This window comes from Ignavibacteriota bacterium (genome assembly GCA_016713565.1).
Taxonomy (GTDB): Bacteria; Bacteroidota; Ignavibacteria; order Ignavibacteriales; family Melioribacteraceae.
In genome coordinates, this window is record JADJOX010000007.1 from 633,269 (window position 1) to 657,904 (window position 24,636).

Annotated in this window: 25 protein-coding genes and 1 pseudogene; 7 read left to right on the top strand and 19 right to left on the bottom strand. The window is 31.4% G+C overall.

The annotated features are described in order from the left end of the window. Nucleotides 1–26: 26 nt before the first annotated feature. Both IPK06_10035 and IPK06_10040 read right to left on the bottom strand, forming a co-directional pair. The gene (locus IPK06_10035; protein MBK7980315.1) at nt 27–545 is read right to left on the bottom strand and encodes a hypothetical protein; all 519 of its coding nucleotides are present in this window, start codon (nt 543–545) and stop codon (nt 27–29) included. Then, a complete protein-coding gene (locus IPK06_10040) occupies nt 542–1,108 on the bottom strand; it encodes a sigma-70 family RNA polymerase sigma factor (GenBank protein MBK7980316.1) in 567 nt (188 codons plus the stop codon). The genes IPK06_10035 and IPK06_10040 overlap by 4 nt, the downstream gene beginning before the upstream one ends. Before the next feature lie 134 nt (nt 1,109–1,242). On the opposite strand from IPK06_10040, the gene IPK06_10045 reads away from it, so the two are divergent. Both IPK06_10045 and IPK06_10050 read left to right on the top strand, forming a co-directional pair. Beyond that, nucleotides 1,243–1,626 carry a hypothetical protein gene (locus IPK06_10045; protein MBK7980317.1) on the top strand — a complete coding sequence of 128 codons (384 nt, stop codon included), beginning with the start codon at nt 1,243–1,245 and terminating at the stop codon, nt 1,624–1,626. A 93-nt stretch (nt 1,627–1,719) separates the two neighbouring features. Beyond that, nucleotides 1,720–2,610 (top strand): CPBP family intramembrane metalloprotease, encoded by an 891-nt coding sequence (locus IPK06_10050; GenBank protein MBK7980318.1) that lies wholly within the window; start codon nt 1,720–1,722, stop codon nt 2,608–2,610. 26 nt (nt 2,611–2,636) lie between these two features. Here the strand turns inward: IPK06_10050 and trxB are convergent, their stop codons facing one another. The 11 genes from trxB to IPK06_10105 form a co-directional block, all read right to left on the bottom strand. Continuing rightward, nucleotides 2,637–3,590: a thioredoxin-disulfide reductase gene (gene trxB / locus IPK06_10055; GenBank protein MBK7980319.1), complete on the bottom strand. Its 954-nt coding sequence runs from the start codon at nt 3,588–3,590 to the stop codon at nt 2,637–2,639. Between the two features lie 68 nt (nt 3,591–3,658). Continuing rightward, entirely contained in the window at nt 3,659–4,576 is a 918-nt protein-coding gene (gene queG / locus IPK06_10060; GenBank protein ID MBK7980320.1) for a tRNA epoxyqueuosine(34) reductase QueG, read from the bottom strand. 142 nt (nt 4,577–4,718) lie between these two features. After that, nucleotides 4,719–5,057 carry a Rieske (2Fe-2S) protein gene (locus IPK06_10065; protein ID MBK7980321.1) on the bottom strand — a complete coding sequence of 113 codons (339 nt, stop codon included), beginning with the start codon at nt 5,055–5,057 and terminating at the stop codon, nt 4,719–4,721. Next, a complete protein-coding gene (locus IPK06_10070; protein MBK7980322.1) occupies nt 5,054–5,902 on the bottom strand; it encodes an MBL fold metallo-hydrolase in 849 nt (282 codons plus the stop codon). The genes IPK06_10065 and IPK06_10070 overlap by 4 nt, the downstream gene beginning before the upstream one ends. 70 nt (nt 5,903–5,972) lie before the next feature. Further along, a complete protein-coding gene (locus IPK06_10075; GenBank protein MBK7980323.1) occupies nt 5,973–6,320 on the bottom strand; it encodes a 4Fe-4S dicluster domain-containing protein in 348 nt (115 codons plus the stop codon). A gap of 23 nt (nt 6,321–6,343) precedes the next feature. Beyond that, entirely contained in the window at nt 6,344–6,682 is a 339-nt protein-coding gene (locus tag IPK06_10080) for a DUF309 domain-containing protein (protein MBK7980324.1), read from the bottom strand. Nucleotides 6,683–6,746: 64 nt separating this feature from the next. Further along, nucleotides 6,747–7,472, bottom strand: a complete 726-nt coding sequence (locus tag IPK06_10085) for a TPM domain-containing protein (protein ID MBK7980325.1) — start codon at nt 7,470–7,472, stop codon at nt 6,747–6,749. Next, nucleotides 7,473–8,066 (bottom strand): LemA family protein, encoded by a 594-nt coding sequence (locus IPK06_10090; GenBank protein ID MBK7980326.1) that lies wholly within the window; start codon nt 8,064–8,066, stop codon nt 7,473–7,475. It abuts the gene before it with no gap. Between the two features lie 21 nt (nt 8,067–8,087). Beyond that, nucleotides 8,088–9,449: a PFL family protein gene (locus IPK06_10095; GenBank protein ID MBK7980327.1), complete on the bottom strand. Its 1,362-nt coding sequence runs from the start codon at nt 9,447–9,449 to the stop codon at nt 8,088–8,090. Nucleotides 9,450–9,467: 18 nt separating this feature from the next. Continuing rightward, on the bottom strand, nt 9,468–9,893 hold the full coding sequence (locus tag IPK06_10100; GenBank protein MBK7980328.1) for an ACT domain-containing protein: 426 nt from the start codon (nt 9,891–9,893) through the stop codon (nt 9,468–9,470). A 47-nt stretch (nt 9,894–9,940) separates the two neighbouring features. Further along, nucleotides 9,941–11,092 (bottom strand): acyl-CoA dehydrogenase, encoded by a 1,152-nt coding sequence (locus IPK06_10105; GenBank protein ID MBK7980329.1) that lies wholly within the window; start codon nt 11,090–11,092, stop codon nt 9,941–9,943. A gap of 148 nt (nt 11,093–11,240) precedes the next feature. Here IPK06_10105 and rlmN point away from each other — a divergent pair, with 148 nt between their 5' ends. Both rlmN and IPK06_10115 read left to right on the top strand, forming a co-directional pair. Beyond that, on the top strand, nt 11,241–12,296 hold the full coding sequence (rlmN, locus tag IPK06_10110; protein MBK7980330.1) for a 23S rRNA (adenine(2503)-C(2))-methyltransferase RlmN: 1,056 nt from the start codon (nt 11,241–11,243) through the stop codon (nt 12,294–12,296). A gap of 3 nt (nt 12,297–12,299) precedes the next feature. Beyond that, nucleotides 12,300–12,836 (top strand): RNA methyltransferase, encoded by a 537-nt coding sequence (locus tag IPK06_10115; GenBank protein ID MBK7980331.1) that lies wholly within the window; start codon nt 12,300–12,302, stop codon nt 12,834–12,836. On the opposite strand, the gene IPK06_10120 is transcribed toward IPK06_10115, so the two are convergent. The 4 genes and pseudogenes from IPK06_10120 to secA all read right to left on the bottom strand — a co-directional run bounded on the left by IPK06_10120 (nt 12,829) and on the right by secA (nt 19,340). Continuing rightward, the gene (locus IPK06_10120) at nt 12,829–13,485 is read right to left on the bottom strand and encodes an ATP-binding protein (GenBank protein ID MBK7980332.1); all 657 of its coding nucleotides are present in this window, start codon (nt 13,483–13,485) and stop codon (nt 12,829–12,831) included. The genes IPK06_10115 and IPK06_10120 overlap by 8 nt on opposite strands. A gap of 25 nt (nt 13,486–13,510) precedes the next feature. Beyond that, nucleotides 13,511–15,946 carry an SPOR domain-containing protein gene (locus IPK06_10125; GenBank protein ID MBK7980333.1) on the bottom strand — a complete coding sequence of 812 codons (2,436 nt, stop codon included), beginning with the start codon at nt 15,944–15,946 and terminating at the stop codon, nt 13,511–13,513. Between the two features lie 6 nt (nt 15,947–15,952). Beyond that, nucleotides 15,953–16,291, bottom strand: a complete 339-nt coding sequence (locus IPK06_10130) for a P-II family nitrogen regulator (GenBank protein MBK7980334.1) — start codon at nt 16,289–16,291, stop codon at nt 15,953–15,955. Then, nucleotides 16,288–19,340: pseudogene (secA, locus tag IPK06_10135) on the bottom strand (preprotein translocase subunit SecA). The gene IPK06_10130 and the pseudogene secA overlap by 4 nt, the downstream one beginning before the upstream one ends. Nucleotides 19,341–19,548: 208 nt before the next feature. Between secA and arfB the strand changes: the two are divergent. From arfB to IPK06_10150, 3 genes are all read left to right on the top strand, one after another. Further along, a complete protein-coding gene (gene arfB, locus IPK06_10140) occupies nt 19,549–19,977 on the top strand; it encodes an aminoacyl-tRNA hydrolase (GenBank protein ID MBK7980335.1) in 429 nt (142 codons plus the stop codon). 3 nt (nt 19,978–19,980) lie between these two features. Further along, on the top strand, nt 19,981–21,357 hold the full coding sequence (locus tag IPK06_10145; protein ID MBK7980336.1) for a UTP--glucose-1-phosphate uridylyltransferase: 1,377 nt from the start codon (nt 19,981–19,983) through the stop codon (nt 21,355–21,357). 79 nt (nt 21,358–21,436) lie between these two features. Next, nucleotides 21,437–22,387: a hypothetical protein gene (locus IPK06_10150; protein MBK7980337.1), complete on the top strand. Its 951-nt coding sequence runs from the start codon at nt 21,437–21,439 to the stop codon at nt 22,385–22,387. A 17-nt stretch (nt 22,388–22,404) separates the two neighbouring features. Here the strand turns inward: IPK06_10150 and IPK06_10155 are convergent, their stop codons facing one another. Then, complete coding sequence (locus IPK06_10155) at nt 22,405–23,130, bottom strand: hypothetical protein (GenBank protein ID MBK7980338.1); 726 nt, start codon at nt 23,128–23,130, stop codon at nt 22,405–22,407. Beyond that, nucleotides 23,127–24,443, bottom strand: coding sequence for a tRNA (N(6)-L-threonylcarbamoyladenosine(37)-C(2))-methylthiotransferase MtaB (gene mtaB, locus IPK06_10160; GenBank protein ID MBK7980339.1), 1,317 nt, complete (start codon nt 24,441–24,443; stop codon nt 23,127–23,129). The genes IPK06_10155 and mtaB overlap by 4 nt, the downstream gene beginning before the upstream one ends. Nucleotides 24,444–24,636: the final 193 nt, after the last annotated feature.

A 24,636-nucleotide genomic window follows, 5' to 3' on the forward strand; every position in this document is an offset into this window, starting at 1 on the left:
TTTTAAATAATAAAATTGCACATTCTTTATAGCTGATTTATTCTGTTTCGGAAATCTTTAAATGAATTAAAAGTAAAATAAAATCCTAATAAAATTATGAAACCAATTGCAGCTGAAACCGTTTTAAAAATATTGGTACTTAAAACTTGTTTCAATTTTATAAAAAACGGTTTTATCAAATTCTGAGATTCCTCCAAACCCGAAATTGAGTTTTGTACAACCGGTAAGTTTAAGGCATAAAAAAAGAATAAAAATAGAATTACAAAGAGCATAACGGTTAAAACAGAAATAATTCCCCTAAAGAAATAACTTTTTTTATACTTAACGGAAATTGAACTCAAAATCCTACTCATTAACTTTTCAGCAAAATTATCGGATACATAATGAACAGGAAGATCAATTAAATTTTCATGTACGTATTTATGCGTTGCAAAATTTAATTTAAAATCGGCATCTTCTTTTATGAGATCATTAATATTGTTTACTTCCGCTAAATTCAATTCATTATCTAAAAATTTATTAATTAGCTCATCATACTTTTTCATAATATTTCCTCTTTATAATTGTGCAGCAAAAGTAAATCTTTAAGTAAATTTCTTGATCTGTGCAAAAGTACTTTTGTATTAACCAGACTTAAATCCATTACTTCGCTAATTTCATTTATGGAAAAATTATCCATATAATATAAAATTAGAACCAGCGAATTTCTAATTGGCAATTTGTCAACCATTTTTAACAAATATTGTTTCTTATTTTCTGATAAAGCATAAACTTCCGAATCTTCATCTTTAAGGTATTCCATATCATCAATTGAATTCATCTGCATTTCAATTTTTCTCTTTTGAGCCGATAAAATTGTCAATCCGGTATTATAGGTAATTTTATAAAACCATGTGGAAAACTGTGCTTCACTTCTAAAATTATTTAATGAATTGAATGCTTTAATAAAAGCATCCTGCAAAGCTTCTTCAGCGTCCATTTTATTCTTCAGCATATTTACCAATAACGAAAATGCCTTATGTTTATACCGGTCAATTATAAGCGTATAATCATTTACATTTCCTTTTAAAACAGAATCTATTATTTCTTTGTCAGTTAGCTTTTTCATCTTATTCTTTTAGACTGAAAATTATTTTAAAGGTTACATAAGATTATTACAAAAAGTTTGTAACCTTTTTATACACCATTTTAGTCAAAATAAATGAAAGTAAAATTTTATTCGTAAATTTAGGAGAAAAATATATGTCAGAGCAAGCAATGTACGCTGAAGCAATAATGGGACCATTAACCGGAATTTTAGTAACTTTAATTATTGGGTTAGTTATTGCAACTTATTTCTATTTTCGATCAAGAGAACGACAAATGATGATTGAAAAGGGATTAGCACCGGAACAAATTGCGGAATTATTCAGATCAAAAAAGAATCCTTATCTTTGGTTAAAATTGGGCGTTATTACTGTTGGCGCTGGTTTGGGGGTAGGATTTGGAGTAATGTTCGATGATGCCCATATGAATGAAGGTTTAATTCCGCTTTCAATAATAACTTTAACCGGATTGGGATTTATTGCGGCATTCTTTGTTTCCAGGAAATTTGAAAAAGAAGACGAAAAAAATGTAAATAGTTAATCTATTTCTTTTGTAATAATTTAGGAAAGATATAATTTTAAGATACGATCTTTATGGAGATCGTATTTTTTTTAAAATTAAATCTGAACTAAAATGAACACACATAATTTAGCCGGTAAAATAATTCATTTTCCCCTTACAAAAATTATTATTGGATTGCTGATCGTTGGAACTGCAATTACAATTGGCCAAATTGGTTCTTCAGCTTTACTTAAATATTTAGGATTACCAATCGAAATAGATAATTTAATAACTGGAATTATTTCAGCTTCATTATGCTTAATAAGTTATATATTTCTTTTCAAATTTTATGAGAAAAGAAAAATTTCGGAATTAAGTCTTAATAATTTCGGTAAAAATTCGGGTCTTGGTCTTGCGATTGGATTTATTTTACAATCGTTAGTCATATTAGTAATTTTTCTTTCCGGCGGTTATTCTGTTACAAAGGTAAATTCAATTATTTCGTTACTGCCCGCATTTACAATTTCTTTAACATCTGGTATAACTGAAGAAATATTGGTTAGAGGAATTATTTTTAGATTAACAGAAGAAAAGTTAGGAACAGTTATAGCCTTAATTATTTCCGCATTATTTTTTGGATTTGCTCATATTGCAAATGACGGAGCAACAATTTATTCTTCAATTGCGATAGCTGTTGAAGCAGGTATTTTACTTGCCGCAGTTTACGTTTATACGAGAAATTTATGGATCTCAATATTCCTGCATTTTGCATGGAATTTTACCGAAGGCGGAGTCTATGGCGCAATTGTTTCGGGATTTAATTTAAAAGATAGTTTGCTCACTGCAAATTTTTCAGGACCGGAATTTTTAACCGGTGGAAATTTTGGACCTGAAAATTCAGTTCAAGCCTTTATTTTGTGTACAATTGCCGGAGTTTATTTTTTGGTAAAAGCAAAACAAAAGGGAAATTTTATAGAACCGTTTTGGAAAAATAAAGAAGAAGAAAAACCCAACTTTAATTAAGCTGGGTTTCATATTTTTGTAAATTTTTAATGTAATTCTTGAGCTTCAAGCCATCTTTGTGCATCCAACGCGGCCATACATCCGGTTCCTGCTGCAGTAATTGCCTGTCTGTAAGTTTTATCCGCTACATCTCCAGCTGCAAAAACACCTTCAACATTTGTATTTGTGGATCCTAATTTTACTTTTAGATATCCGGTTTCATCCATATCTAATTTTCCGTTAAAGATCTTTGTGTTCGGCTGATGACCAATTGCTACAAAAATACCATCTACTTTTACTTCTTCGGTTGAGCCATCAGATGTGTTTTCTAAAATTGCACCGGTTACTTTTTTATGTCCCATTCCATTTACTTCGCCAAGAACTTCTTTTATTGTTTTGTTTAACTCAAATTTTATTTTAGGATTTCTCTTGGCTCTGTCTATCATTATCTGTGAAGCTCTGAACTCATTTCTTCTATGAACAATTATTACTTCTGACGCAAAATTTGTCAAATAATTAGCTTCTTCCATTGCCGTATCGCCGCCGCCAACTACAATTACTTTCAAACCTCTATAAAAGAATCCATCACAAGTTGCGCAAGCAGAAACGCCATATCCCATATAATTTTTTTCGCTTTCGGTTCCTAATAATTTTGCACTGGCGCCTGTTGAAATAATTACGGCATCAGCGGTAACTTCTTTATCTTCAACTTTTAGTTTAAAAGGTCTTTGGGAAAAATCGACTTCCGAAACTTCTTTAAATTCACAAATTGCACCGAATTTGCAAGCCTGTTTTCTCATTACATCCATTAATTCAGGTCCTTGAATTCCATTTTCAAAACCCGGATAATTTTCAACTTCAGTTGTAATTGTCAATTGTCCACCTGGCTGCATTCCTTCGTATATTACAGGATTCATATTTGCTCTTGCCGCGTAAATAGCAGCTGTTAAACCGGCAGGACCAGAGCCAATAATTACAATTTTATGATGATTTTCTGACATTTTTAACTCCGTATTACTTTCTTATTTTTATTAAAAATTAGATTCAATAATTTCTGTTTAGTTTCAGTTTATTTTTTAAGAAAATCAGAATTTCTCTTAATTCCTTTTAATTTGCTCCTCAATATTGGACTATCTTTGAATTTTGTTTTAAATTTTTGTTCATCCAAATTATCAATATCACTAAATAAAATATTTTTATTTATTATTTTATTAAATTCAATTGACTCAGTCGGAAATGAAAATTTAATGTTCCAAGGACATACGTCTTGACAAATATCACAGCCGAAAATCCAATCTTTAAATTTACCTATAAATTCATCGGGAATTTCATTTTTGTTCTCAATGGTTAAATAGGATATGCATTTATTCGAATCAATTACTTTATTATCAACAATCGCATTTGTGGGACAAGCATTTATACAAGCCGTACAAGTTCCGCAATAATCTGCAATCGGGTTATCATATTCTTTGAAATCATAATTTGTTAAAATTGTTGAAATAAAAAACCAGCTCCCAATTTCTTTATTAATTATGTTACTGTTTTTACCCTGCCAACCGATTCCTGCTTTAACAGCCCACACTTTATCCATAACCGGACCAGTATCAACATAACTTTTGGCTTCAAAGTTTGGATTTTCAAGTTTTGCGTATTCAATAAGTTCGTCTAATTTTTCCCAAATAATTAAATGATAATCTTTTCCCCAAGCATAACGTGAGACATTTCCGGAATTATCCGAAGCTTCAAAATTTTCATTTATATAATAGTTCATTCCCAATGAAATTATGCTCATACAATTAGGAAGGATTAAAGAAACGTCCTGTCTTTTTTCAACATTCCTTTCCATATACTTCATTTCTGCGTGAAATTTTTTTGAAAGCCACAATTCCAGATTATTTATTTCTTCTTTGAGAATTTGATATTTAGTAAACCCAATTAAATCAAATCCTAATGATCTTGCTTTCGATATGATCTTTTGTTTAAACAAATTTTTATTTCTATAATACTATTTGATAAATTTGCAATTCTGAACTAAATTCAAGATTTAAGATAATTTGATTACAAACTGAAATAATGCTTAAACTCCGTTTAGTATGAAAACGAAATTTTTCACAATTTATTATGATTTATCACCAATTCCACTTTTTATCTACTGCTTTAACGTAAATTTTTTCATCAATGATTTTTGTCTCAAAAGCATCCAAACCTTTGCTTCCGCCAAATAAATTACCTGTATCTAGGTTGAACATCCAGCCATGCAGCGGACAAAATACACATCCTTTTTCAACAAATCCTTCAAAAATCTGGGCTGTATGCTGATGAGGACAAATATTGCTAACCGCATATATTTTACCGTTTACTTTAAATATTGCAACGTCAACATCGTTTAAGTAAAATCTTTGTCCAATATTTTCTTTAAGATCAGAAATTAGACATGCAAAAATAAATCCATTAGTTTCATGGTTCATAATAATTCTTTAAAACTTTCGTCAAAAGTAAATCCTTTTTCTGTTTTTTTAATTGTTGCAAAAGCATTTTGATGGTCGTGTTCAAAAACTATTTTCCAATTTTCATCAACCGCAAGCTGTAAAAACTTTTTCTTCTCTTTTACAGTTTCCAGTGGCTGAATATCATAGCCCATTACGTATGGTATTGGGATATGATACATCGTTGGAATTAAATCCCCGCAAAATAAAAAAGTATTTGACGAATCCGAAATTTTTACCATTTGCTGTGCAATAGTGTGACCATTTATATTCAACATTTGAATTTCATTATCAAAATATTCATCGCCATCCAAAAACTTTAAAACTCCATTCTCAACTAATGGAAGAAATAATTTTGGAATAAAACTTCCTTTATCTCTATCGGTCGGATTATTTGCCCATTCAAAGTGTTTCTTCTGAACAAAATAGCTTGCGTTTGAAAATGCAGGAATAATTTTATCATTCTCAATTTTTGTTGATCCGCCTGTGTGATCAAAATGCAGATGTGTTAAAATTACATCCGTTATTTCACTTACATCTACATTCAGTAATTTCAATGATTTCTGCAAGTTGTTTTCGGTCTGGTCTATATTATATATTGAAGTTGACTTTTCATCCCACAAATTTCCCATTCCCGTATCGACTAATATTTTCTTTGAATCGGATTGAAGCAGCAAACATCTTACGTCCATTTTTATTCTGTTTTTTTCATCGGGAACAATTGATTTTTCCCAAAGCGGTTTGGGAATTATGCCGAACATTGCACCTCCATCCAAAGAGAATAATCCCGTTTCCAAAAAAGATAAATTATATTTTCCTATTTTCATTTTATTTATTAAAGTTTGTTTAAAAATAAAAAACCGTACAAGAAAAATCTTATACGGTTTTGATATAATTTTATATATAAATTATCTGCCTTCTACTTCGTCTAAGTGAGCTTTTTTTAGCTAACAGCTCTTCTTCTGATTCAACGTGGTTCGGATCTGGAACACAGCAATCAACTGGACAAACAGCAGCGCATTGTGGTTCATCATGAAAACCTTTGCATTCTGTACACTTATCCGGAACGATGTAAAAATAGTCCGATGAAAAGAATCCTTCAGCTCCAGACGGAGCGGCATCGCCGTCAGCATAAGTATTTCCGGCTAAACTCCATTCGTTTCCACCTTCATAAATTGCCGTATTCGGGCATTCCGGCTCGCATGCACCACAATTTATGCATTCGTCAGTTATCATTATAGCCATAACTAATCTCCTAATAATTTTTGTTAATTTGTTAATTTAATCTTTGGAATATGATTTATAATATTTTCTTTATCCAAGTTCATCAATAGAATCGAAATATCTTTAATTAATTTTACGTTATTAATTTTGCAATAATTTGAAGGAAATTTTTCTAATTTAACTTTTCCTTTTGTCAATTGACTTTTAGCGCCTTTTAAATTTCCGCATATTAAGTGATATAACCCAACTGAAATTTGAACTAATCCCTGAAAAAATTCTTTTTCGGAACTAGATGAATCCATCCAAATTTCTTCAAAAAAATCATGTGCCGAAAAGAAATCACAATCATTAAATAAAAGGACACCTTCAGAAATATCAATCATAACGTATCGAATAATAAGAAATCAAAAATCTAAATTCAAGATAAATTAGTATTATTTATCTTTTTTACCAGCTTCCGCTCGCACCCCCACCGCCAAAAGAACCGCCGCCACCGCTAAACCCGCCAAAACTTCCACCGCTGCTAAATCCGCCGCCGCTTGATCCTCCTCCGAATCCTCCGCCAAAATAAGTAAATCCGCCCGAACTTCTGCCGCCGCCTTTTCTTGAGAAAATAATAATAAGCAAAATAATTATAAATATTATTGTACCAAGCGGGAATTTGACTTCTACATTTTCTTCCGGATTTCCCTTATACTCTCCTTTTGTAGCGGCCATTATTGCATTTAATCCCGCGGCTGCACCTTCGTAATACATTTCATTCTTAAAATAGGGCGCAACTTCGTTTCTAATTATTGAACTTGAAAGCGCGTCAGGCAATGCGCCTTCCAAACCGTAGCCAACTTCAATCCTCATTTTTCTATCTTCTTTTGCGACATAAAACAAAACGCCGTTATTATTTTCCTTTGTACCAATTCCATTTTTTTCAGCTACTTCATGTGTGTACATTTCAATTGGATAACCATCGAGTGTTTTATTCATAAAGAAAATTATTTGATTTGAAGTTGAATCATCAAATGTTTTTAAAGTCTCACTAAGATAATTGATTTGATCATTTGAAAGTGTTTTTGTGTAATCAACCGCATAATTTGAAAATGACGGAATTTCCGGTTGTGCAAAAACACTTGTCGATAAAACTAAAACAAACAATATTTTCGTTATCTTATTTATCAATTAAAACTCAACTTTAGGCGCTTGGTCAGAACCTGCTACAGCTTTGAAATATTGCTTTTGCGTAAATCCAGTAAAACCGGCAATTAAACTTGCAGGAAATCTTCTTACCGTTGTATTGTAATTCTGAACAACTTCATTAAATTTTTTTCTTTCCACCGAAATTCTATTTTCAGTTCCTTCCAATTGAGCTTGAAGCTGAGAGAAATTTTCATTGGCTTTTAACTGCGGATAATTTTCTACAGTTACAAGTAATCTTGATAAAGCACTGCTTAATCCGTCCTGTGCATTCTGAAATTGTGCAAAGGCATTTGGATCATTTAACATTTCAGGTGTCATTTTAATTTGATTTACTTTAGACCTTGCTTCCGTAACTGCTGTATAAGTTTCTTTTTCAAAATTTGCGACACCTTTTACGGTATTTACTAAATTAGGAATTAAATCTGCACGTCGTTGATATTGATTCTCAACTTGACTCCAGCTTTGGGTTACATTTTCATCAAGCCCAACCAAATTATTATAAATTCCTGTTCCCCACATAATTGCACCAATAACAACTACAGCAACTACAATTAGTATTCCAATACCTTTACTCATTTATTCCTCCAATTATTTTTCTTAATTTGTTAAACTTCTTACTGGAGCGGGAATTCTTCCGCCTCGCCCAACAAAATTATCGCTCGATAAATTTCTAACACTCATTATCGGTGCTTTGCCAAGAAGTCCGCCGTAATCTATATAATCACCAACCTTTTTACCATATGCTGGAATCAACCTTGCCGAAGTGGTTTTATCGTTTATTATTCCTATTGCACATTCATCGGCAATAATTCCCGCAATTGTAGATGCCGGTGTATCTCCCGGAATTGCAACCATATCTAATCCAACAGAACAAACCGCTGTCATTGCTTCCAATTTTTCAATAGATAAATTACCTTTTGCAGCAGCTTCTATCATTGCCTGATCTTCGCTAACAGGAATAAAAGCGCCGCTTAAACCTCCGACAGATGAGCTTGCCATTAAACCCGCTTTTTTTACTGAATCATTCAACATTGCCAGAGCCGCGGTTGTTCCAGGCGCTCCAACATCCTCAACTCCCATCGCTTTTAAAATGTCTCCGATACTGTCTCCTGGAGCTGGTGTAGGGGCTAATGAAATATCGACAATTCCGAATGGGATACCATGTTTATCAGCAACTTCACGACCGATAAGTTCACCGGCTCTTGTAATTTTAAATACTGTTTTTTTAATTACTTCCGAAAGCTTATGCAAATCAATTTTCCCTGCATTTTTAATTGCGTCAAGAACGACTCCTGGGCCGCTTATTCCTACATTTAAAACTACTTCTGGTTCGGTTACTCCATGAAATGCTCCTGCAACAAACGGATTATCTTCCGGTACATTGCAAAAAACAACTAATTTCGCACAGCCGATTGAATCTCTATCTTTGGTTCTTTCTGCAGTTTGTTTTATTACGTCGGACATCATTAAAACGGCGTCCATATTAATTCCGGCTTTTGTTGAAGCAACATTTATGCTAGAACAAACTCTTTGTGTTTCGGAAAGCGCTATAGGTATGGATTTGATTAATTCTCTTTCTCCGTTCGTCATCCCTTTTTGAACAAGAGCGGAATAACCGGCTAAATAGTCAATCCCAATATCACCAGCGGCTTTATCTAATACTTTTGCAATTTCAACAAATTCATCTGCCGAAAACATATCAAAAGGTATTGAAGCCGGAGTTATTGAAATCCTTTTATTCGCTATTTTAACTCCATATTGCTTTTCAATTTCAGAGGCGTATTTTACATGATTTCTACCATACTTAATTATTTTATCGTAAATTTTTCTTTTTGAAACTTCCAAATTTCTATCTGCACAATCCCTTAAGCTAATTCCAAGTGTTACCGTGCGGATATCAAAATGCTCAATTTCCGTCATTTTAATCGTTTCAAGAATTTCCTCAAATTGGTATTGCATTTATTGATATCTCCTAATTTAAACTCTGTGCATATATTTAAAAAGATCTTCGTGCTGAAGATAAATTTTGATCTTTAATTCATCAGCTACTTTATTTAAATCCGCCTGCAGTTCCGATAAATTTTTTGGTGAATTTGAAATATCCAATATGATTATCATTGTATAAAATTCACTCATTAATTTTTGACTAAGATCTGAAACGTCGCAGTTTGCGTCGCTTAAAACTTTTGTAACCGCGGCAATTATACCGGGATGATTCATACCGAAAGAAGTAAGAATCACTTTGCCGGTTGATTTTTCAATTTGTGATAATTGATAATTTATTTCTTTGGCTTCAATTTTTTCCTGCACAAGTTTTTTTACCAAATCAGGTGAAGCACTGCTGCCCAATTCACCAATAATTTGCATTGTTAGTTTTCTGATTTCATTTTCGTTTAACGGCACGATATTTACCCTTATAAATTTTTCATTAAATGTAAATTTAGAATTTTTTATGATAATATTTCTTTCTGTAATTCGCGAGCAATCACAATCTTTTGTATTTCAGATGTTCCTTCATAAATTTCGGTGATTTTTGCGTCTCGTAAAAATCTTTCAACATGATATTCTCTTACATAGCCATATCCGCCGTGAATTTGAATTGCATCCAACGAATTTTGAACAGCAATTTTTGAAGCAAATAATTTTGCCATTGATGCATGCCTAATATAAGGTTTATTTGCGTCTCTTAAAGCTGCCGCTTGCAAAGTTAGTAATTTTGCCGCTTCAAGATCAGTTGCCATTTCGGAAAGTTTAAATTGAATTGCCTGATGATTAAATATTTCGGTTCCAAAAGCTTTTCTTTCGTTTGCGTATTTGAATGCTATTTCGAAAGCACCTTCGGCAATTCCTACTGCTTGAGCGGCAATTCCATATCTTCCGCCATTCAATGTATCCATCGCAAAGTTAAATCCTTTACCAACTTCACCTACAATATTTTTTTCCGGAATTTTACAATTCGCGAAATTTAACGTGCAAGTATCGCTGCTTCTAATTCCTAGTTTATCTTCTTTCACGCCATGCGTAAATCCTTCAAGTCCCTTTTCGACCATAAAAGCAGTAATTCCTTTATGTTTTTTTTCTTTATCAGTTTGAGCCATTACAATATAATAATCGGCGCTCTGCCCGTTAGTTATCCAATTTTTGGTTCCATTTAAAATCCAATAATCACCTTCTTTATTTGCGTACGTCTGCTGATGAGTAGCGTCGCTTCCGGCTTCCGGTTCTGATAATGCAAACGCTCCTAATTTTTCACCTCTGGCCAACGGTTTAAGAAAAGTTTCCTTAATATGTTCAGATCCCCATTTTTGCAATCCGGTTGTTACTAACGAATTATTAACGGACATTATAACAGCTACAGACGCATCAACTTTTGCAATTTCAATCATAGCCAAAACATATGCTACCGTATCCATTCCGGCGCCATCATATTCGGGCGTAATCATCATTCCCATAAAACCAAGCTCGCCCAATTTCTTTACAATTTCAGCGGGAAATTTTGCTTCTTTATCTCTTTCAATTACAGACGGCGCAATTTCATTTTGAGCAAACTCTCTTGCGGTTTGCTGAATCATCAATTGTTCTTCAGAAAATTCAAAATTCATGGCTTACTCATAATTTTTTAATTTATAGGATTAAAGTATCTTTAATAATTGTCAAACTAAACAATGAATGATGAAATTTCAAATAAATAATTAAGTTAATAATTGATAATTTCAGAAAGAATGCATTGACTTTCTTATATTTGGTAGTATGAAAAATATAATTGATATAAAAAATTTTAATCTGGAAGAGCTTCAGAAATTCATAAAAGAAATGGGTGATTCCGCATTTAGAGGTAAGCAAATTTTTAATTGGATTTATGAAAATTATGCAATTGATTTTGATGAAATGACAAATATTCCTATTTCATTAAGAAATAGATTAAAAAATGAAGCAAATATAAATTCTTTAAAATTAACTAAGAAAAAATCCTCTACTTCGACCGAAACCGTAAAATATTTGTTTGAAACAAACGACGGGAAAAAGATCGAGTCGGTTATTATTCCCGAAAAAGAAAGAAGAACATTATGTATTTCAACACAAGTAGGCTGCCCGCTTGATTGTAAATTTTGTGCAACTGGAGTGATGGGATATACACGAAATTTATCTGTCGGAGAAATTCTGGATCAGTATTTGCTCACTTCAAAAGATATATTACCAAATGAAATTACAAATATTGTTTTTATGGGAATGGGCGAACCGCTTTTAAATTATTCTTCTACTGAAAAAGTTTTAAAAATTCTGCTTCAAGATCTTGGTAATAAAATTGGAAGAACAAGAATCACAGTATCAACAGCGGGAATTCCAAATAAAATTAGGGAATTGGCAGATTCTGGTTTAAGAGTTAAACTTGCGCTTTCGCTTCATTCGTGTTTTAATGAAGTTAGAAACAAAATAATGCCCATAAATTTAAAGTATAACATAGAAGAAAATATTGATGCATTGAAATATTATGCAAAGCAAACGAAAACTAAAATTATGTTTGAATATACAATGTTAAAAGGAATTAATGACAGAAAAGAAGATTTGGATGCGTTAAAAAAATTGTGCGGTCAATTACCTTCCAAAGTAAATATAATTCCATTCAACAGTATTTCACATATTGCAAATGATGGTTTTTCTTCAACATTAGAACCAACACCTTTTGAAGAAGTTAAAGAATTTGCTGAAAAATTAATGAGTAAAGATATTTTTGTAATGCTTAGAAATACTCAGGGTAATGACATCGCGGCAGCATGCGGTCAACTTGCAATAAAAGAAAAATAAAATATGAAAAAACTTTCGCACTCTGAAATTTCCATAAACAGAGCAAAATTAGATAATATTGATAAAGTAAATAAATTACCCGTTGTTGTAATATTAAATTCAATTAGAAGCAGTTACAACGTTGGCTCCATTTTCAGAACTTCTGACGGCGCAATGATAGAAAAACTTTACCTTTGCGGATATACACCTCATCCCCCGAATAAAGATGTTCTTAAAACTGCATTAGGTTCTCAGGATAGTGTTAAGTGGGAATTTATTGAAGATGCCAAAGAAATAATTTTAAATTACAAAACAAAAGGCTACACAATTTGTGCGCTTGAACAGACAAGTAAAAATATTTTGTATTCGGAATTAAAAAGTGAAAACTTGCCTTTATGTTTAATTGTCGGCAATGAAATAAGCGGCGTAAATCAAGAGTTAATTGATCTTTGCGATATATCAATAGAAATACCTCAATATGGAATTAAACAATCATTGAACGTTGCCGTTGCTTATGGCATTGCAATTTTTGAATTGAGAAAAATTTACAATTCTAAGTAAGATTGGTAAAGTAATCTTCACCGTCATCTTTTGTGTGAATTGCCAAAATATTGGCTCTTACTAAGTTTATTAGCGTTCTGGAAGCTCTTCTTGTAGATATGTTTGCGATTGCGCTTAGTTTTTTTGCGGATATAAAATCATTTTCTCTTAAATATTCAAAAACAATTTTTTCATTTTTTCCAATCGAATAGTTTTTAAGAGTATGTTCAGTGCTTCTGCTTTGTAAAATTTTGATCATTTCTTTACTTGCCGGAACACTTTTATCGTTAACCCGAATATAAACTTGTGCAGTATTTATATCTAATTTGGATTTATAATCTTGAATTCTATGCGGCTTATTTTCCGACTCAGGAATTTCAACACAAACAATTTCTTTGTTTTCCAGGCTGTGATAACTAATTTCATAATTGACCTTTGGTTCGCAATAATTTTCAAATGTTTCTTTTATTAATTCAGTCTCGCTTTTTTCACTTTCAACTCCGTAGATGGAGCCGTCGTCATCAATACCAAAAATAATTACACCGCCTTTTGTATTTGCAAAAGCTATAATTTCTTTCGCAATTTTAAGATAGTCTGAAAATCTTTGCTTAAATTCTACATACAAAGATTCGCCTATTTCAATTTTGCTCAATAATTTTCGGCGGTTCATTTAAAAACGGATTTTAAACTGAGGATTAATATTTGTTGAATTTCATTCGTACTTTTTTTGCTTCCATAAAAGAATTGAATGGACCAATAAGTACCCTAAAATATATTTTGCTTAAATTGTCAACAAAAGTTTTGACGAAAAAAGCGTTATGATTCTGCTCTTTTAATTTATCTACCTCGGATTTGGCGATTTTTTCGCTTTGCCACGAAGAAATTTGCACATAATATAGCTTATCATTCTTGTAAATATCTCTGCTTATAACTGGAATATTTGAGATATCAAACGAATTCGTAGTAATTGAATCGACTTTTTCATTAACTACTTCTGTAACTTCATTATCATTTATTTCTTTATCATTTATTTTATTTTCATTCGAATTTACTGCCTCATTATTTTTTAAATCATTTTTTTCCTCTATTACCTCTACATTGTCTGTTTCCTCTTTGTCTGACTCTACGTTATCAGATACTATTTCATTTTCAATAATACGTCCATCGTCAGATTTAATGTCTACTTGTTGCGTTTTTATTGAGTCTTTTACAGCAGCTTTTTTTTCAGTGTGATCTTTTTTATCAACCTTTGAATCTTTATAACCATTCAATTTAATTTGAATAGATTTAGCATATTCTGTTGTTTTATATTTGGTATTTAAAGTATCATAAATTGAAGCAGCGGAATCTGGTAAATTCAGTTTATTTTCCAAAATAAACCCGATTGTGTAAAGAGATTTGGAAGCGAAGATTGAATTTGGGTGTTTTCGATAAATTTTAAACAAATTCTTTAATGCATTTTTATAATCAGAATTGTTAAACATTTCTTCGGCTGCGGTATATTCTTCTTCAACCGGATCTTTGTCAAAATCATACAGAGGTTTACCTAAATGCTTTGCGGCTTCGTTTCTTAATCTGTTAAAAGGGAATTTTTCGAAAACCAAATTGAACATGCTGTCAGCTTTAGCTTTTTCATTTATTGTAAGATAATAACTTCCAATCGCATAATATGTTTGTGCTTGATTTGGATTTTCTTCCTTTTCATTTAAAGACAAATTATAATATATATAAGCCGAATCAGGGTAATTCAGTTCAGTGAAAAAAAGATTGGCAAGTTCAAAATACTGTTTGCTATTTAATGCGTGAATTGAATCAACACTAATTTTTGGTCGTGCCGGTTTAATTAATTTTGAAGTTATTGTTGTCTTTGTATTCCTTGTTCCGCCTCTTACATTTTGATTTGATCCTGAAGCCGTTTTTGCGGAGTCTAATTTTACCTGCTGCACATAATCAAGTGAATCTTTAATAAATCTTTCTTCATTTGTTAAATATTGAAAATCTCTATCTAATCTTGCTAATTCTTTCCTTAAGTTTATATATTTATCTAAAAGAACGGCTTTACTTTTAGCCTTATCCTTATATTCAACGGAGGCAGGCGAACTTATTGTTTTTTTGTAAAGTACCAAGGAACTGTCATAATCATGAATGTATTTTTCAATAATTTCTGCTCGATAGAATCCGGCAATTCCACCGGCTTCAGTTTTTGTAAATGTAGTATCAACATCGGTAAAACTGTCTAACGCTAATTCTATATTTCCTTTTTCATAATTTATCTTACCGATTTCCAAATTTATTTTATCAAGGTTATCGGCAAACTTTCCTTCGTCTCGTAATTCGTCAAGCAGTTCCAGACTGTTTTCTAAATTTCCGAATTTTTTTTGAATTTTAGCTAATTCAAATCTGCTTTTAAATTCAGTTTCAGGAGTTGGAGAATAATCTTGAACAAATGCTAGTGCTTTTTCGGCTTCTTTATAATCTTCTAGCTTAACATACAGCGCGCCAAGTTCATATAAAACTTCAGCTCTCAGTTCATCAGAAATATCGGTTTCTAAAAATTTTTTAATTTCTTCCGTTGAACTTTGGTAATCTTTATCATATAAAAAATATCCAATCTTTGCCTTATAAGCTTCTTCAATAATTTCCTGTTCATTTTCTTCAAGTGCAATTTTTTTTACATTATCAAGTTCTTCTAATGCTTTTTCTGTTTCTCTAAGTTGAAGATGTGATTTGCCAATCCAAAGTTTGTTTTCAAGGGATAATTTACTGTCTGGAATTAATTCCAATTCAGCAAATTTTCTTAATGCTCTTGAATAATTTTGCTGATAATAAAATGACTTTCCTGTCATAAGCAAAGCGTCTTCAAAATAATCTGAATCTTTATTGTACTGCATTATTGCTGAAGTTTTTTTAATTACATTATCAAATTTTTTGCTCGTATTGCTAGTAATTTTTAATTCCTCAAAGCCGAATAAATCTTTTCTTAGGTCTTTAACTTCTGATTCGGCTTCAGTAAAAATTTCCAGAGCATTATAATAAGTGTTAAAATAGGTTTTAAAATTACTCCAATATCCGCAGCCGCTAACGATAAAAAGAAAAATTATTATTACAATATTTTTATAATTTATATTCATTTTAGATTAAAGAGCTTCTGGACCGCTTTCTCCCGTTCTAATTCTTATTACATCTTCAACTTCGGAAATAAATATTTTACCATCGCCAATTTTTCCGGTTTTGGCTTTTTCAATTATTACATCAATAACTTTTTCAAATATGTTGTCATCAACAACAATTTCTAATTTTAACTTCGGAACAAATTCTATTTGATATTCATTCCCTCGATATATTTCTTTATGACCTTTTTGCCTACCATAACCTCTAATCTCGGATATTGTTAATCCGCCTATTCCTAATTCAAACAAAGCGTCTTTTACATTTTCTAATAAATGCGATCGAATTATAGCTTCAACTTTTTTCATTTTTCAATACCATGACAATTTTTGAATTTCTTTCCACTTCCGCATGGACAAGGATCATTTCTGCCGACTTTTTGCTCAACTTTAATAGGTTGTTGTTTTCCTCTGTTCCTGCTTTCTTTTGCTGTATCCGAATTCTGCATGCCTAAATTTTCAACACTATCTTTAACCGTTTGCATCCTTAATTGTTTTACTCTTCTTGCTTGAACTTCATCCGGTTGCTGCGGGAAAAATTTAAAGCAGAATGATAAGACTTCATTTCTAATTTCTGAAATGAGACTGACAAACAAATGATAAGCTTCAGCTTTATATTCAACCAACGGGTCCTTCTGTCCGTAGGCTCGCAAACCAATACCTTCTTTTAAATCATCCATTTCACGAAGATGCTCTTTCCATTTATCATCTATTACACTTAAAACTGCATAACGTTCCAATCTTGCCATTAAATCAGAACCCAACATTTCTTCTTTTCTTGCATAAAATTCTTTTGCTGCATAGGATATTAGTTCGGAAACTCCATCCTTACCTTTAATTTCAAATTCTTCCGGTTCTAATTTGACATCAATTAGCAAATGCTGTAATAATTCAGTTTTTATTGCATCAATATTGATATCTTCGAAGTATTTTTCAACTAATTCGTCAATATATTCGCTCAAGTATTCAAAAATTTCTGTTTTTAATCTTTCTCCTTCAAGCGCTCTTTGTCTCCTAGAATAAATCACCGTCCTTTGCTGATTCATAACGTTATCATATTCAAGAAGTCTTTTTCTTATAGCAAAGTTATTTTCCTCAACTTTTTTCTGAGCTCTTTCTACAGATTTTGTGATCATTGGATGAGTTAATGCTTCACCTTCTTCAAAACCTATTCGACTCATAATATTTGTAACACGATCACTGCTGAACAATCTCATTAAATCATCTTCTAGCGAAATAAAGAATTTAGTGGTTCCGGGATCTCCTTGTCGACCAGATCTTCCTCGCAACTGTCTGTCGATTCTTCTCGATTCATGTCGTTCGGTTCCTAAAATAAAAAGTCCGCCTTTATCAATTATTCCTTCCCCAAGTTTTATATCGGTACCACGACCAGCCATGTTTGTAGCGATTGTTACAGCTCCTGGCTGACCGGCAAACGCAACAATTTCGGCTTCACTTTTATGTTGTTTGGCATTTAAAACATTATGAGCAATACCTTGTCTTTTTAACATTCTGCTGATTGTTTCGGAAAGTTCAACGCTTGTTGTTCCAACTAGAACAGGTCTTTTTTCATCCTTTAGCTCTTTAATTTTTTCTAAAACTGCATTAAGTTTTTCTCTTTTTGTTCTATATATCAAATCATCTTGATCATCTCTTATTACAGGTTTATTTGTTGGAACTACAACAACTTCCAATTTATATATTTCCATAAACTCAGATTCTTCTGTTTCAGCTGTACCTGTCATTCCAGCCAATTTTTTATACAATCTAAAATAATTTTGAAGCGTAATAGTTGCCATCGTTTGAGTATCACGTTCAACTTTTACATTTTCCTTTGCTTCTATTGCCTGGTGCAAACCATCTGAATATCTTCTGCCGGGCAATACACGACCAGTAAACTCATCAACAATCGCAATTTTTCCATCTTCAGTAATTACATATTCATCATCTTTTTCAAATAAGCTGTATGCTTTCAGTAATTGATTTATTGTATGAATTCTATCCATTCTTTCACTGTATATATGATAGAGTTCATCTTTTTCTTTAATTTTTGATCATTACTCAAAGTATCGTCATCATCAATTTTACTTATTTCAGTTCCAAGATCTGGAAGTACGAAAAATTCTTTTCCTTCGCTTGAACCTGAAGCCAATTCTTCTCTTCCTTTTTCAGTCAAATTTATTGAATTATTTTTTTCATCAATCGCGAAATATAATTCTTCATCGATTTCGGGCATACGTTTTTCTTTTTCTTTTAGGAATTCCAATTCAGTCGCAGTCATTAATTTTTTATTATCGGGTTCACTGAAAAGTTTTGCCAATTTTTTATTTTTGGGAAATCCTCTATGCGCACGAAGTAAATTAATGCCAGCTTGCTCTCTATCACCGCCGTTTGAAATTAAATCTTCGGCTTCTTGAACAATTGAGGCTACTAAACTTGATTGTTTTCTAAATAGCCTTTCAACTTTTGGCTTCATTTCATCAAATTTATGTTCAGAACTTCCAACTGGTCCAGAAATAATTAAAGGAGTCCTTGCTTCATCTATAAGAACCGAGTCAACTTCATCTACAATTGCAAAGTTATGTCCTCTTTGTACAAGATGTTCTTTGGCAATTGCCATATTATCTCGGAGATAATCAAATCCAAACTCATTATTTGTTCCGTATGTTATATCGCACTGATATATTTTTTTTCTGGTATCATTATCCATTGTGTTTAAAATACAGCCGACAGTTAAACCATGGAATTTAAATATTTCACCCATCCATTCGCTGTCACGTTTAGCCAAATAATCATTCACTGTTACAATATGAACGCCTTTGCCGGTGAGTGCGTTAAGATAAATCGGAAGTGTTGCAACAAGAGTTTTACCTTCACCCGTTGCCATTTCCGCGATTTTTCCTTTATGCAAAACAACACCGCCCAATAATTGAACATCATAAGGGACCATGTTCCAGGTAATTTTTGAACCGGCAGCATCCCATGATTTTCCTATAAATTTTTCACAAGTAGCTTTTACAACCGCATATGCTTGTGGTAAAATTTCTTCTAATACTTCTTCATATTTATTATCAAGATCTTCATTTAATGATTCAAGTTCACCATGTGTATTTTCAATATCACCTTCAAATGTATTTGATTTTAAAGCCTCATTTAATTCCGAAATTTTAGTTCTTAAGTCTTCAGTCTCTTTTTCAATTTTTGCTTTAAGTTCAACCGTTTTTTGCTTAAGCTCATCTTCAGTTAAATTTTTTATTTTTTCGTATTCTAATTTAATTTCATCAACAATAGGCCATAATTCTTTCATAGCCTTAGTATTTTTATCGCCAAAAACTTTTCTAATTAAACTTGTTAACATTCTTTTTACTCCATTTTTTCAGAATATTAAAAGTAATTAAAGGTGGTTTGAAATGCAATTAACTGATATTTTATATACATATATTAGAAAATTTGAAATATTGAATAAACTGAAAAATTATTTTGATTAATTTTATAAATCTTATTTTTTATATAAAGTCAAAAATTTTTACTGTTTAATTTCTCTTAGAAGGAAGAAATTGTCAAATATGTTGAAGATTACACAAAATATTGAAATTAATGAGAATGATTTAATGTTTTCGTTCATTAGATCTTCCGGCCCTGGCGGACAAAATGTAAATAAAGTTTCTACTGCTGTTCAGTTAAAATTTGATTTGAATTCTTCCGATGATTTACCGGAAGATGTAAAGTTAAAACTTATTAAAATCGGCGGAAAAAAAATTTCTTCAAAGGGAATTTTAATTATTGAAGCGAAGAGATTTAGAACCCAAGAAAAAAATAAGTCGGATGCAATTGAAAGATTGATAAAATTAATAAAATCCGCGGCAGTTCAAGAAAAAAAACGAATAAAGACAAAACCTTCAAAAGCTGTGGAACAAAAAAGGATTGAAAGTAAAAAATATAATTCGCAAAAGAAGGAAAAACGTAAAAAATATTTTCAGAATAATTTGGAGTAAATTTTGTTACAAAATGCTTTTCCAAAGTTTAAAGAAAAAATGGCGGGTGAAAACCTTCCCCAAATAGTAATAGATACTTTTGAATATTATTATGCTCAATTATTGAGCGGGAAAACCGGTCTGCTTCCCGAATCCGAAATTCAACCAATTAGCGAATTGCAAAACTCAGAAAAATTATCAAATGATTTTAAGGAGTTCGGCAAAAAAGTTTTGAAGAATTCCGTAATGATAAAATTGAACGGCGGTTTAGGTACTAGCATGGGATTGAGTGAAGCAAAATCTCTTTTAAAAGTTAAAGATAGCCTTACATTTTTAGATATAATTGTACGTCAAGCAATTAGTTCCGAAATTCCAATAGTTTTGATGAATAGTTTTAATACACAAAAAAAGTCATTGGAAATATTAAACAATTATAAGGAACTAAAACAAACCATTCCATTTGATTTTCTTCAGCACAAAATTCCAAAAATAAATTCCGATAATTTTGAACCAATTGAATTTCATAATAACAAAAACCATGAGTGGTGCCCGCCCGGACACGGAGAAATTTATACCGCTCTTGTAACAAGCGGAATGCTGGAAAAATTACTATCAAATAATTTTGAGTATGCATTCATTTCTAATTCGGATAATCTTGGCGCAGTAATGGATTTCTCAATTTTGGGATTTTTTGCAAAAAATAATTTCCCGTTCTTGATGGAAGTTACCAACCGTACCGAAGCTGATAAGAAAGGCGGACATTTGGCAAAACATAGCAACGGTCAATTAATTTTACGTGAAGCCGCTCAATGTCATGTTGAAGATGAAAGCGAATTTCAAAATATTGATAAGCATAAATTTTTTAACACAAATAATATTTGGATTAATTTAAAATCATTAAAAAATATTTTGGAAGACAACAATAATATTCTGGGTCTTCCAATGATAGTTAACAAAAAAACCGTTGATCCAAGAAATTTAAAATCGCAAAGTGTATTTCAATTAGAAACAGCAATGGGTTCGGCAATTTCTGTTTTTAAAAATGCGTCCGCGGTCGTGGTTCCCAGAACCCGTTTTGCGCCGGTTAAAACAACAGATGATTTACTTGCGGTTAGATCAGACAATTATATTTTAACTGAAGATTTTAGAGTAATTGTAAATCCTATTAGAAAATTAAATCCGCTTTATGTAAAACTTGATCCAAAATTTTATAAGCATGTAGACGAATTAGATGATAAGATACCGCATCCGCTTTCACTTGTTGACTGCGAAAAGCTGATTGTGAACGGTAATTATTCATTTGGAAAAAATATTAAAATAGTTGGAAACGTTAAACTTGAGAATCACTCAAATGAACAAATGGTAATTGGCAACGATCATGTTTTAAAAACTAAACAATAATCAAACTATTAAAATTTATTTAATTGATATTTTTTTAAAGAAAGTGTATTTTAACCATGTTAGTTGATGGAAATTGGTTATGAAAAATCTTGTTTTATTCTCTGTATTAATTTTAGTTATTTCAGTTCATGCACAAAATCCTTCTCAAAGAAAAATTGTATTACTCCCATTTGTTTCCAATGGCATAGATTATCAGTCAACAAAAACTGCCGAATCAATTTTAAGATTAGAATTAAGCAAATTTTCTAACGTTGATATTATTTCTGAAAGAAAAACGATTGACCAAACAAATGAAAATGAATGTTTTGATGAAGATTGCGCAATTAAAATTGGTGCGGCGTTAGATGCAGATGAATCGCTTCTTTGTAAATTGAATATTTTAGGAGAAAAGGTAATTGTGCAATATTATCTTATCGATGTAAAATCGACAAAAAAAATATTGGTTGAACAAGCTTCTGCAGTTGGAGTCGGCGACCTTGAAACAGTTATGAAAAGAGTCGCGATTAGCGTTGTTAACAGAAATTCATTTCAAGAAAATGCTGAAGTGGGAAATATTGTTGCTAAAGAATCTGAAGAATCTTTGAGAAGATCATCAAGATATAATTTTGGCGTTGATTTCGGCTATTTGTTTCCGCTTGATGGTTATGATAATGACGATAAATCATTTACGGTAAATGCGTACTTTGATCATGAAATAGAAGATTATGCGGTAGGATTGATGGCAGGCGCAAGGAATGGATTTGCTATGAACATTTATGGTAATTATTTATTTTCACGCACGGATGTTTGTCCATACATAGGAACATCGCTTGGTTTTCATTGGGTTCAGCATGAATATTTCGGATTTATTGATGAATTTGGAAATTACATACAAAAAGATCTTGAAGCTCACGGAATCGAATTGGGTTTTAAGACCGGAATTAGAGTATTACATACCTACAATGTTCAGCTTTTTGTTAATCTTGAATTAATAATGACATTTAACGATTACAACGATAAAGCGATTGTTTTTACTTTTGGTATTTTATAAAATATTTTTGGTATAAATTAAAATCTTTGCTGAAAATTCATAACAAAATTATTTGGTAAATTAGGCTGATTTTGAAGCTCAAAATTTACCTTCCATGAAATATCGTTTGACAGTTGTTTATTATAATTATTTACTGCCCTAACAGCAAAAATTGCACTTATAATTCTATTTAAAATTAGTGCGCCAACGGCAAATCTAACATTATTAAAAGCGGTTTCACTTGATGACCATAATTCTCTATATTCCTTTCGGTTAGATGAATTTTGCCAATCCCAATAATGCGTTGCAGTATTATAAACTTTATCAAATTCTCTATTTAATTCTTTTTCCGTATTAAATTCATCTATGTTTTGATATAGACTAATGTTAGCAAAATATTCGCCGTCTTTACCATTAACATTTACGCTTCCATAAGATTTTGCAAATGATCTATAATCATTTTCCTTATTATTTCCATAAATTGTAAAGCCCGTAAAAAATCCCCAAATTACTCCGTCGGCAATTGTAAAATACTGCCCTGTTGAATAATTTCCGGCATATAACTCGCCCATGCCCGGCAATAAAACCGAATACACAATTGCTAGCGCGGCACTTTTCTTTTCATTATTTGAATTTACTAATAAATTACTTTCACTTTCATAATTGACCAATAAATTGTTTTTGAGACTTAACAGCTGTTCTTTTTGCGCATAGTGAATTGAACAAGTAGATATAACAAGTATAAGAATAAATAATTTTTTCATAATAGAATTTCTTGAGAATGATTAATAAAATTTTCAACTAAACAAATATTATCTTCAACACCTTTAATTTTAACAAATTTGAATTTATTTGCCAAGTCAGTTTCAAATGGATATTTTACCCTCACATAATTCGACGTAAACCCAAATATTGATTTTTCTTTTTCTGTTTCCTCAAAAAGAACTTTTAAATTTTTACCAATCATATTTCTGTAAAAAACATTTTTCTTTTTTTCACTTAAAATTCTCAGCATACTGCTTCTTCTTTTTTTATCTTCGATTGAAACTTTATCATTCATTGTAATTGCTTTGGTATTTGGTCTTTCTGAATAAGTAAATACGTGAAGATACGATGCGGGTAATTGATTTAAGAAATTATAAGTTTCCAAGAATTCATTTTCACTTTCTCCCGGAAATCCAATAATTACATCTATGCCTATTCCAACATCGGGAATTTTATCCGCAATTTTTTCTATAACCTCTTTATAAAAATTTGTGTTATATCTGCGCTGCATAAGTTTAAGAATTTTATCACTTCCGCTTTGAAGAGGAATATGAAAATGATTGCATATTTTAGAATTTTCAGCGGTTAAATTAATTATTTCATCAGAAAGAAGATTTGGTTCAATAGAGCTGAGCCTAATTCTAAAATCACCTTCTACATTTATTAACCTTTTTAAAAGAGAATAAAAATTCTCGCTAATATTTTTTCCGTAATCTCCTACATTAACTCCGGTTAAAATAATTTCTTTATATCCTTGATGTACCAATTCAGTAAATTGTTTCACCGCTAAATCAGTTTCAAGACTTCTGCTTCCACCTCTTGCCAAAGGAATTGTACAAAATGTACACTTATAATCACAGCCGTCTTGAATTTTAAAATATGCCCTTGTTCTATCATCACCATCTGAAGAATGCGCTGAATTAAATTCATTTATTTCCGAATTTACATAAATGCATGAAACTTCTTTCTTTTCAAACTCCTTAATAAGATCAAATATTTTAAATTTTTCCGAACTTCCTAAAACCGCGTCAACACCTTCAATTTTCGAAATTTCATCTGCTCTAAGCTGCGCATAACATCCGGTAATAATAACGTAAGCATTGGGATTAGTTTTCAATGCTTTTCTAACTATTTGTCTGCAGTCTTTTTCCGCATTTTCGGTAACAGTACAAGTATTAATTACATAGACATCAGCACAATTATCAAACTCAACTTTTTCGAAACCATTCTTTAAAAATTCATTCCCAATAATTGAAGTTTCTGAAAAATTCAATTTACAGCCTAGCGTATATAATGAAACTTTTTTATTCATTTACTTAAAACTTTCTATGGTCTTGATTATTTTTTTGCTCTTTGCTTTTTGTCTAACAATAAACTTTTTACTTTTAAGATGAAACATCAATAATCATTAACAATTGTGAAGAATAATTCTCTTAAAAAGATCAAAATTATATTAATAAAAAAAGGCTGCAATAATTCAATAATGAAAATATTACAGCCTTACA